The sequence below is a fragment of the Nocardia pseudovaccinii NBRC 100343 genome (assembly GCF_001613225.1).
GTDB lineage: Bacteria > Actinomycetota > Actinomycetes > Mycobacteriales > Mycobacteriaceae > Nocardia > Nocardia pseudovaccinii.
In genome coordinates, this window is sequence record NZ_BDBY01000217.1 from 1 (window position 1) to 10,647 (window position 10,647).

At 66.4% G+C, this 10,647-nt stretch carries 8 protein-coding genes and 1 pseudogene; 7 read left to right on the plus strand and 2 right to left on the minus strand.

All coding sequences use genetic code 11. The features are described 5' to 3' along the window. Positions 1–428 precede the first annotated feature (428 nt). The 3 genes from NP3_RS27585 (at position 429) to NP3_RS27595 (ending at position 5,653) form a co-directional block, all read left to right on the plus strand. Positions 429–2,702: a polyribonucleotide nucleotidyltransferase gene (locus tag NP3_RS27585; protein WP_063044526.1), complete on the plus strand. Its 2,274-nt coding sequence runs from the start codon at positions 429–431 to the stop codon at positions 2,700–2,702. A gap of 80 nt (positions 2,703–2,782) precedes the next feature. Further along, positions 2,783–4,093: a M16 family metallopeptidase gene (locus NP3_RS27590; RefSeq protein WP_063044527.1), complete on the plus strand. Its 1,311-nt coding sequence runs from the start codon at positions 2,783–2,785 to the stop codon at positions 4,091–4,093. 21 nt (positions 4,094–4,114) lie between these two features. Then, positions 4,115–5,653: a tetratricopeptide repeat protein gene (locus tag NP3_RS27595; RefSeq protein WP_063044528.1), complete on the plus strand. Its 1,539-nt coding sequence runs from the start codon at positions 4,115–4,117 to the stop codon at positions 5,651–5,653. 1 nt (position 5,654) lies between these two features. On the opposite strand, the gene NP3_RS27600 is transcribed toward NP3_RS27595, so the two are convergent. Then, the gene (locus NP3_RS27600) at positions 5,655–5,984 is read right to left on the minus strand and encodes an ArsR/SmtB family transcription factor (RefSeq protein WP_063044529.1); all 330 of its coding nucleotides are present in this window, start codon (positions 5,982–5,984) and stop codon (positions 5,655–5,657) included. 91 nt (positions 5,985–6,075) lie between these two features. On the opposite strand from NP3_RS27600, the gene NP3_RS27605 reads away from it, so the two are divergent. Then, on the plus strand, positions 6,076–7,299 hold the full coding sequence (locus tag NP3_RS27605; RefSeq protein ID WP_084509063.1) for an MFS transporter: 1,224 nt from the start codon (positions 6,076–6,078) through the stop codon (positions 7,297–7,299). Positions 7,300–7,310: 11 nt separating this feature from the next. Here NP3_RS27605 and NP3_RS27610 read toward each other — a convergent pair whose 3' ends face one another. Continuing rightward, entirely contained in the window at positions 7,311–7,850 is a 540-nt protein-coding gene (locus NP3_RS27610; RefSeq protein ID WP_063044530.1) for a helix-turn-helix transcriptional regulator, read from the minus strand. 124 nt (positions 7,851–7,974) lie between these two features. On the opposite strand from NP3_RS27610, the gene NP3_RS27615 reads away from it, so the two are divergent. The 3 genes and pseudogenes from NP3_RS27615 to NP3_RS27625 form a co-directional block, all read left to right on the plus strand. Further along, entirely contained in the window at positions 7,975–8,838 is an 864-nt protein-coding gene (locus tag NP3_RS27615) for an SDR family NAD(P)-dependent oxidoreductase (protein ID WP_084509061.1), read from the plus strand. Further along, positions 8,835–9,668 carry an SDR family NAD(P)-dependent oxidoreductase gene (locus NP3_RS27620; RefSeq protein ID WP_063824930.1) on the plus strand — a complete coding sequence of 278 codons (834 nt, stop codon included), beginning with the start codon at positions 8,835–8,837 and terminating at the stop codon, positions 9,666–9,668. The genes NP3_RS27615 and NP3_RS27620 overlap by 4 nt, the downstream gene beginning before the upstream one ends. 148 nt (positions 9,669–9,816) lie before the next feature. Continuing rightward, positions 9,817–10,647, plus strand: a pseudogene (locus tag NP3_RS27625) (pentapeptide repeat-containing protein); the annotation flags it as partial.

A 10,647-nucleotide genomic window follows, 5' to 3' on the forward strand; every position in this document is an offset into this window, starting at 1 on the left:
GCGAGACGGGCCGCGAACGTCGCTCGTCAGACTCGCTCCGTGGTGGTCGGGTCGGGAACGGATGGTCTCGACACACTGACTACCCGAGGCGGTCGATCAGGTGGCCAATGGGGAGACGTACAATCTCCCCGTTGGCTATTTGTGTATGAGGGGTCGTTGCATCCCGTTTGCACGACAACATTGCACAGCCGTATGCACCCGCCCGCGTGGCGTCGGTCTTCGGTAGTGGCCTCCCGGCAGGCGAGCAGTCGCCGGCGGGCTTCGATCGATGACCGCCTCCGCGTCGCCGTTTCCAAGGGGATTCGGCCGGGTGTGCGCGTCGCAGCCAGGAGGGTTGCCGCGCGTCCGTATCCGGTACGGCTGACGAGAGCTGGATCGCGCCCACCCGGCGCTCGATCCAGCGAAGACGAGAGGTTGAGAGCAGAAAAATGTCTGAAACAACTACATCTTCGGCCATCGAGGTCGAACCCGGTGTGTTCGAATCCGTCGCGCTGATCGATAACGGCACCTACGGAACCCGCACCGTCCGCTTCGAGACCGGCCGTCTGGCCCGCCAGGCCGCCGGTTCGGTCGTCGCCTACCTGGACGACGAGACCATGCTGCTTTCCGCGACCACCGCGGGCAAGCACCCCAAGGATCAGTTCGACTTCTTCCCGCTGACGGTCGATGTCGAAGAGCGCATGTACGCCGCGGGTCGCATCCCGGGTTCGTTCTTCCGTCGTGAGGGCCGCCCCTCCACCGACGCGATCCTGACCTGCCGCCTGATCGACCGCCCGCTGCGTCCGTCCTTCGTGGACGGTCTGCGCAACGAGATCCAGGTCGTGGTCACCGTGCTGAGCCTGGACCCGAACGACCTGTACGACGTCGTGGCCATCAATGCCGCATCCGCGTCCACCCAGATCTCGGGCCTGCCGTTCTCCGGCCCGGTCGGCGGCGTGCGCGTCGCGCTGATCGACGGCCAGTGGGTCGCGTTCCCGACGGTCGAGCAGCTCGAGGGCGCGGTCTTCGACATGGTGGTCGCGGGTCGCGTCGTCGAATCCGGTGACGTGGCCATCATGATGGTCGAGGCCGAGGCCACCGAGAAGGTCATCGCGCTGGTCGAGGGCGGCGCGCAGGCGCCGACCGAGGCCGTGGTGGCGCAGGGCCTCGAGGCCGCCAAGCCGTTCATCGCCCGCCTGTGCAAGGCGCAGCAGGATCTGGCCTCGCTGGCTGCCAAGCCGACCGAGGAGTTCCCGCTCTTCCCGCCGTACGAGGCCGATGTCTACGAGGCCGTCGAGGGCACCGCCAAGCGCGAGCTGGGCGAGGCGCTGAGCATCGCCGACAAGCAGGAGCGCGAGGCGAAGATCGACGAGATCAAGCTGGCCGTGCTGGACCGGCTGGCCGACGACTTCTCCGGTCGCGAGAAGGAACTGGGCGCGGCATTCCGCTCGGTCACCAAGAAGCTGGTGCGCCAGCGCATCCTGTCCGACGGCTTCCGCATCGACGGTCGCGGTCTGGCCGATATCCGTGCCCTGTCCGCCGAGGTCGCCGTGATCCCGCGCGCCCACGGCTCGGCGCTGTTCGAGCGTGGCGAGACCCAGATCATGGGCGTCACCACCCTCGACATGGTGAAGATGGCCCAGCAGGTCGACTCGCTCGGCCCGGAGACCTCCAAGCGCTACATGCACCACTACAACTTCCCGCCGTTCTCCACCGGTGAGACCGGTCGCGTCGGTTCGCCGAAGCGTCGCGAGATCGGCCACGGCGCGCTGGCCGAGCGGGCGCTCATCCCGGTTCTCCCGAGCCAGGAGGAGTTCCCCTACGCCATCCGTCAGGTCTCGGAAGCGTTGGGCTCCAACGGTTCCACCTCGATGGGTTCGGTCTGCGCCTCGACCCTGTCGCTGCTGAACGCCGGTGTGCCGCTGAAGGCGCCGGTCGCCGGTATCGCCATGGGCCTGGTGTCGGACACCATCAAGAACGACAAGGGCGAGGACGAGGTCCGCTACGTCGCGCTGACCGACATCCTCGGCGCCGAGGATGCCTTCGGCGACATGGACTTCAAGGTCGCGGGCACCCCGGACTTCGTCACCGCGCTGCAGCTGGACACCAAGCTGGACGGCATCCCCTCGCAGGTGCTGGCCGGTGCGCTGAGCCAGGCGCACGATGCCCGCACCACCATCCTGGAGGTCATGGCCGAGGCCATCGCCACCCCGGACGAGATGAGCCCCTACGCTCCGCGCGTCACCGCGATCAAGATCCCGGTCGACAAGATCGGTGAGGTCATCGGCCCGAAGGGCAAGGTGATCAACCAGATCACCGAGGAGACCGGCGCCAATATCTCCATCGAGGACGACGGCACGGTCTACGTCGGTGCGACCAACGGCCCGGCGGCACAGGCGGCGATCGACCAGATCAACGCCATCGCCAACCCGCAGCTGCCGAAGGTCGGCGAGCGCTTCCTCGGCACGGTCGTCAAGACCACCGCCTTCGGCGCGTTCGTCTCGCTGCTGCCCGGTCGCGACGGCCTGGTGCACATCTCCAAGCTGGGCAACGGCAAGCGCGTGGCCAAGGTCGAGGACGTGGTGAACGTCGGCGACAAGCTGCGCGTGGAGATCGCCGATATCGACAACCGCGGCAAGATTTCGCTGGTGCCGGTCGACGAGAGCGCCGACGAGCCGGAGGCCGCCGAATCCGTTGATGCGGGCCAGGCGGAGACCGAGTAGTACTTGTCTCTGTGACGAAGAAGAAGACGACAACCCCTCTGCTCCGCGGCGAGCAGGGGGGTTCGTCTCTGGAGCTGCGGATGGACCAGATGCGGGGCACCGATGCGGGGGTACGGCGCACCGTACTACCCGGCGGGCTGCGCGTGGTCACCGAACATGTGCCCGGCGTGCGTTCGGCGTCGATCGGAGTGTGGGTGGGGGTCGGCTCGCGCGACGAGGGACCGACCGTCGCGGGTGCCGCGCATTTCCTGGAACACCTGTTGTTCAAGGCGACTCCGACGCGTTCGGCGCTGGATATCGCGCAGGCGATGGACGCGGTCGGCGGCGAGCTCAACGCGTTCACCGCGAAGGAGCAGACCTGCTACTACGCCCATGTCCTCGACGAGGATCTGCCGCTGGCCGTCGATATGGTCTCCGATGTGGTGCTCAACGGCCTGTGCCGGGCCGAGGACGTGGACGTCGAGCGGCAGGTGGTGCTCGAGGAGATCGCCATGCGCGACGACGATCCGGAGGATCTGGTCGGCGACGCATTCCTGTCCGCGCTCTTCGGTGATCATCCGATCGGGCGGCCGGTGATCGGCTCCATCGAAACCATCGAGGCGATGAATGCCGCGCAGTTGCGCGGGTTCCATCTGCGGCGCTACCGGCCGGATCGGATGGTCGTCGCGGTCGCGGGCAATGTGGAGCACGACCACACCGTGGAATTGGTGCAGCGCGCATTCGCGCCCCGGCTCGACCCGACCGCCGAGCCGGCCCGCCGTCGCGAGGGCCGCTTCCGGCCGCACAGTGCACCTGAGCTGCACTGGTGCCATCGCGACAGCGAACAGGCGCATCTGGCTTTCGGCGTGCGCGCCTTCGGGCGGCACGAGGGGGAGCGGCGCTGGCCGCTGTCGGTGCTCAATACCGTGGTCGGCGGTGGCCTGAGTTCGCGGCTGTTCCAACGCATTCGGGAGGAACGCGGACTGGCGTACTCGGTGTATTCCAGCGTCGACACCTTCGCCGATACCGGCGCGTTCTCGGTGTACATCGGCTGTCAGCCGGAAAACCTCGGCAAGGTGGCGACATTGGCGCGCGGGGTGTTGGAAGAGATTGCGGCCAATGGCATTACCGACGCGGAATGCGCGCGCGCCAAGGGTTCGTTGCGTGGCGGACTGGTGCTCGGCCTGGAGGATTCGGCATCGCGGATGAACCGGATCGGGCGCAGCGAACTGAGTTACGGCAACCACCGCAGCGTCTCGGAGACGTTGACGCGCATCGATGCGGTGACCACCGATGAGGTTTCCGCGATCGCCCGTACCCTGCTGGCGCGGCCGTTCGCGGCCGCGGTGGCCGGACCGTACCGGCGCACCCGGGACTTGCCCGCCGCGGTGCGGCGATTGGTCGAGGACTGAGGTAGATCAACAAGGTGGCCGGTGCGATTCGCATCGGCCACCTATCCGATCGGGGTGGATATGACGGGATCGGCGCTGGGTCGTGCAGAGGTGGCGGTCGAACTCGGGCGGCTCGACGAGGCGCGTCGGATCATCGGCGAGGCATTGGTCGAGCAACCGGACGATCCGGTGTTGCTGGAACGCATGGCCGATATCGCCTATCGACTCGATCAGACCGACGAGGCGCTGCGCTATGCGACCGCGGCGATCGCCGCGGATCCGGCGCGCATCGACGCGTACCTGACCGCGGCTCTGGCCTACGACGCGTACACCATGCGTGACGAAGCGCTAACGCACGCGCGCATGGCGACTCGGTTGGCGCCCGACAATGTCGCCGCCCTGCTGGTGCTCGCGCGAGTGATCGCCGATGCGGCGACCTCCGATAAGCCACGAGCCGAAGCCCGCGATGCGCTCGAACGGGCGACGCAACTCGCCCCGGCGCACGCGGGCACACACGCTCACGCGGCGGAAACCTGTCGGCGACTACATGATTCGGATGCGGCCCGGCGCCACGTCGAGGCCGGTCTCGCCGAGGACCCGGCGCACGCCGAACTGCTGCAGACCCGCGCGCGGCTGGACTTCGAGAACATCGCGACCAGGGATAAGGCGGTCGCGACGCTGCGTGGACTGCTCGGCTCGAATCCGGGCAATGCGGGCGCGCGTCGGCTGCTCGCCGAAATCATGTGGCGGGCGCTGATCCGGCTGGCCGCCTGGGGGTGGTTCTTCGCGGCCGCCGTGGTTGCCCTATCGATGTGGATTCCCACGGGTGGCATGCGGGTGCTGACACCTGCGCTGTTCGTGGGTGTCCTCGGTGCGTGGTTCGGCGTGTTCCGGAAGCTGAGCCGCCAGCTGCCGCAGGGATATATGCGCAAACGGCTGCTGCGGCGTCCGGAAGCGTTGTCGGCGTTGGTGATCGGGCTGCTCTCGAGTTTCGTTGCCGATATCGGTGCGCTGGTATTGCGATCGGATTGGTCGGCTGAGGATGTGCGCGGCGGGTACATCGTGGTGCTGGTCGGGGTGGTGGGCGCCGCGCTGGCGCATCTGCTGCTGTTCGGGGCGTGGGTCGTGCGGCGCGACGGCGAGTCGGATCGCAGTGCGGGGGAGGAGTTCGCGCTGTCGAGCGTGATCATCGTGATCGTTGGGGGGCTGCTATTCGTCGGAATGCTTGCCGCGCTGCGGCATTGGGCTCGTCAGCCCGCGGCGTTCGGGGTGTTCGTCGCCATCGTTGGCATTGTGGTTGTGACGTTGCTGCTCGAGATTCTGCTGGTGCAGGCACTGGAGTACCGGTGGCGGATGTTCGACGTGTACGTCGGGGGCGTGCTGTTGGTCGCCGCGTTGATGGCGCTCGCGATCTGGTGGGGTTTGCACCAGACCGCGACGCAGACCTTCCACAGCGATGAGCGGACTCCGGTGCCGACCGCCCCAAAATCACCGCCGACCGTTCCGACCTTCCACTTCACACCGCCGCCCGTTCCGACGTTCCATTTCACGCCGCCGGTGCAGCCGACGCCCACGGGTTGACTCAGTCGCCGTGAGCGCGGTTCGCCGCCTCGACGATCGAGGGCAGCAATCCGGGCAGGGCATTGTCGAGGTCCTCGGAGCGCAGGCGCTGACAGGTCTGCCCGTCGATAATCAGTCGCTCGATGACACCGGCTTCGCGCAGAATCTTGAAGTGATGGGTGGCGGTCGACTTGTTGATCACTTCATAGAGCGCGCCGCAACGCACCGCAGTGCCCGCATTGCTCAGCCGTCGCACCATCTCCAGCCGCACCGGATCCTGCAGGGCGCCGAGCACGGCGGGTAACGAGGCGACCGGCGGCGCCTCGGTGGCCGATTCCTTAGTTTCGGTCATGATCTACCTCACAGTGGTTTGATGGCTGTCGTACCGGCTGTATCGTCTATTGAAGTTCGATCATCATCAAACTTACCTGATCGGGGTTCCGATGGCAGCGACAATGACGGTGGCGGCCGACCAGCAGACCCCTCAGCGCTGGGCCTATGCGCTGATTCTGGCGGCGAGTGGGGTGGCGCTCGGCGTCTCCGGGGTACCAGCGCCGCTGTACGGCATGTACCAGAAGGAATGGCATTTCACGCCGCTCACGACGACCTTTGTCTTCGCGGTGTACGCATTCGCGGCGCTGGCCGCGGTGCTGGTCTCCGGTCGCATCTCCGACGTGGTCGGTCGCAGGCCGGTGCTGCTCGGCGCATTCGCCACCATGATCATCGGGCTGGTGGTGTTCCTGTTGGCCGACAATGTGGCGATGCTGTTGGTCGCGCGGGCGCTGCACGGGCTGGCGGTCGGCTCGACGGTGGTCGCCGGTGCCGCGGCACTGCTGGATCTGCGGCCGAAGAACGGTGCGCGGTCCGGTCAGCTCAGTGGTGTTGCCTTCAATGTCGGTATGGCCGTGGCGATTCTGGGCTCGGCATTGCTGGCGCAGTACGCCCCGCATCCGCTGCGCATGCCGTATGTCGTCATCACGGTGGTGTGCCTGCTCATCGGCGTCGGTGTCATCGCGTTGCGGGAACCGCACACCGCTCGGATCGCCGGTCGCATCACCATCGCGAAACCAGCGGTGCCGCAGGAGATTCGCGGTGACTTCTGGTTCTCCGCGCTGGGTGTGATGGCGGCCTGGTCGGTGCTGGGCGTGCTGCTGTCGCTGTATCCGTCGCTCGCCTCTGCGGAGACCGGCATCCACAATCTGGTCTTCGGTGGCGCGGTCGTCGCGTCGACCGCGGTGGCCGGTGCCACGGCCCAGCTGTTCGCGACCGGAATTCCGGCGCGGCGCGCGGCAATCGGCGGCGATACCGGTATGGCGGTGGCGCTGGTGCTCACCGTGCCCGCATTGCACACCGGCAACTGGGTAGTGGTACTGCTGGCCGGAGTATTGCTCGGCGCGACCTTCGGACTCGGCTTCGGCGGTTCGCTACGGCATCTGTCCGAGGTTGTGCCGCAACACAAGCGCGGCGAGACCATGTCGGCGTACTACTTGCTCGCCTACACCGCCATGGCGCTGCCGACCATCCTCGCAGGCTGGGCAGCCACCGAATGGGGTCTGAGTGAGGTGTTCCCATGGTTCGTCGGTGCGGTCGCCTCCGCGTGCCTGGTGGCGGCGGGGCTCGGACTGCGCCGGAATCAGGAAGCGAAAACGCAAGGGGCGCAGGGATAGCCGATTCGGCGCTACTCGTCTGGCGACTCCTGCGACAGGCGCGCTTTGGTCCAGTCCGCCCACTCGCCGAGCGCCGAGGACAGCCGGATTCCGGCCTCGGCGGCGATGCGCAGCGAATCCGTCTGCGGGCTTCGACCGTATTCGCCGCGGTCCTTGGCGGCGGCGATCTTGCGGTAGTTCTCCGCGAGGCCGTGGTAGTAGGCGGCCTCGCGGTCGAGGTGCTCGGCCACCTGTTCGGGTGTCATCAGCCAGAAGAACACTGAACGCAGCAGCGGTTCCAATCGAATGGTGTGGTCTACCTCGGTCTCGGTCAGCCAGCGCCTGACCTCGGTCAGCCCCGCCTCGGTGATCCGGTAGTCCTTGCGTCCGCGCGGGCCCTCGGCGTCGACGGCGATGTATTCGTTCTCCTGTAGTTTGCGCAGCTCGCTGTAGATCTGTGGATGCCCGGCAGGCCAAACCGAACCCAGTACCTCGTCGAATCGCTGGCTCAGATCCCACCCGCTTGCCGGGTTTTCGGCAAGTAGTCCCAGCAGGGCATGCCTCAGTGACACGGTTGATCACCCGCGTTGTGTTCATGTGGACATGTTCCTATTGACATGTCGTAAGGCATCTGAGAGGCTTCCTTCGCATTCACCTGTTCAAAGTAACATGTTGATTCGAACATCTGGAGGAGCCGTGCCGAAACACGGTCAGGGCAATGTTTTCATTACCGGGTCCACCGGCGGTATCGGCGCCGCGGTCACCGATCTGCTGATCCAGCGGGGCTATACCGTCTATGCGGGTGTGCACTCCACGGCGCCCAGTCATGTTTCCGTCGAAATTCGTTCGGTGGCAATGGATGTCACCGATCCCGACAGTGTGGCCCGCGCGGCTGCCGCAGTCGCCGAGCAGGTCGGCTCCGAGGGGCTGCACGCGGTGATCAACAACGCCGGAATCATCGTGCAGGGGCCGCTCGAGCTGGTAACGCCCGATCAGCTGCGCCGCCAGTTCGACGTGAACACGCTCGGCCCGGCCTACGTCTGCCGAGAGTTTCTGCCGCTGGTGCGCGCGGGCCGAGGCCGCATCGTCAATATCAGTGCGCCGACCGCACGCCTCCCGATACCGTTCATGGCGCCCATTTCGGCCAGTAAGGCGGCTCTGGCCTCGTGGTCGAATGCACTGCGGCTGGAACTGTCCGCCTGGAATATTCCGGTGGTTCTCGTAGAGCCGGGTGGCACTCGCACCGAGATCTTCGCCAAAGCGGAACTGGGTGCACAGCAAGCGTTTGCCGAGTCCGATCCGGAGCGCGTCGCGCTCTACCGCAGCCAGCTCGAGTCCGTCGCGGCGGCCGGTGCACGCATGCGACTCGGTCCGGTCGGTCCGGTCGCGCGAGCGGTGGTGCAGGCGGTGACGACGCGAAAGCCCAAGCGACACTATGCCGCTGGAACCGGAGTCCGCACTTTCGCGCTGCTGGTCCACCTGCCCGTATCGCTGCGCGAACGCGTGATCTCCGCCGTCTACGGGCTGCGCTCGGCATCTCGTGCGGCGGCTGCGGCATGAGCGCATCGGTATTACGAACCATCGTCTTCGTCGGGGCCACATCTGGAATGGGCAGGCATGCCGTGCGGCGGCTGGCGCGCGACGGACACCGGTTGATTCTCATCGGGCGGGACCCGCGCCGCACCGCCGAATTGCGCGCCGAGTTGCCGGATGCCACCGTGATCACCGCCGATGTCGCCACGGCGGCCGGAATCGACCGTGCCGCAGCGCAGATCGTCCAGGTCACCGACACCGTGGACACGTTGGTGAACAACGCCGGAGTGATGGTGCCCGACCGAGAGGTCACCGCGGAGGGCGTCGAGCTGAACTTCGCCGTGCACCATCTGGCGCCCTTCTCGATGACCGGCGTTCTCCTGTCGCTGTTGCAGCGCGGCGCCGGGCGAGTGGTGAATGTCAATTCCGAGGGCCATCGCGCGGCGCTGTTCCGCTCGGGTGCAATAGATCTCGACCTCACCGACCTCGGCAGCGAACGTCACTACGATCCGTTCGTCACCTATAGCCGCAGCAAATTGGCAAATCTGTTGTTCAGCTATGAATTACAGCGTCGGCATCCCGAGTTGGCCATCCTCGCATTGCATCCTGGAATGGTTCGCTCCGATCTCGGACGGCAGTTCCCGCGCCTGCGGGTAGCGGCCATGCACGCCATCTCGCTTCCGACGGCCAAGGGGGCGGCGCCGATCATCGAACTGGCCACCGGCTCTGACATCGAAAGTGGTTCGTACTACAACAGGTTCAACCCTGTCCGGTCGTCTCCACAGTCTTACGACGTGGCCACCGCGCGGCGGCTGTGGGAGATGACCGAACAGTTGCGCGGCCGGTTCGGCCAGTAGCCGATCCGAGCCGCGCGTGACCGAGCTGCCGTGACCATCGGATCGGTCACCTGTCGCGCGTCATGAATCCCATTCGAAAAGGTAAGGGGCGCAGGGTAGCTGATCTGGCCGGGTAGTCTGCGAGCGACGATCCCGCTACCATTCGATGATGCGATGGGGGCGGTTGGGCAACCGACTACACCGCGCGGCGCTGTTGCTCGCGGTGGTGGGCGCGGTTGTCGGTGGATTGGTGATTGCCGGGCTGACCTGGTGGTTGTTGTGGTGGCTCCTGGGTGCGAAGGCCGAGACGCCGAATCAATTGGACCTCACCAAGATCGCGCTGTCGGTGGCCGCCGGGGTTGGCGGAGCGGTCGCGCTGGTGGTGGCGTATCGGCGGCAGCGGGATCTGGAGCGTGGGCGGTTCGCAGAGTTGTTCGGTGCGGCGGCGCGGCAGTTGGGGGATGCGGACCCGGCTGTTCGGATCGCCGGGGTGTATGCGATGGCGGGGGTGGCGGACGAGTTCTCGGCGCCGAGTCGCAGGCAGCAGTGCATCGATGTGTTGTGCGGGTATTTGCAGTTGCCGTACGAACCGGCCGATGGGTCGAATCATCTTGTCTCGCGCTCCGAATCGACTGAGGAGGCCGGGGTCAGCGTCGAGCGGGTCTACCAATTCCGAAGCAATGACCGGGAGGTACGTCGCGCGATTGTGCGAGTAATCGCGCAACATCTGCAGCGGTCGGCGCAGATCTCGTGGTCGCAGTGCACCTTCGCCTTCAGCCGGGCGGTCATCGAGGAGGCGGACTTTCGGTGCGCGGTCTTCCGGGGACGGCACACATTGTTCGCAGGAACCGTGTTCATCGGTCAGACCTCGTTCGAGTCCGCGACCTTCGCCGGTCGGCATCTCACCTTTCGTGGGGCGACCTTTCGAGATGGCCTCGCGTTGTTCGATCGGACGGAGTTCTGGACGGATCGCAGCGAAAGGCGCGAGCCGGGTGGTATC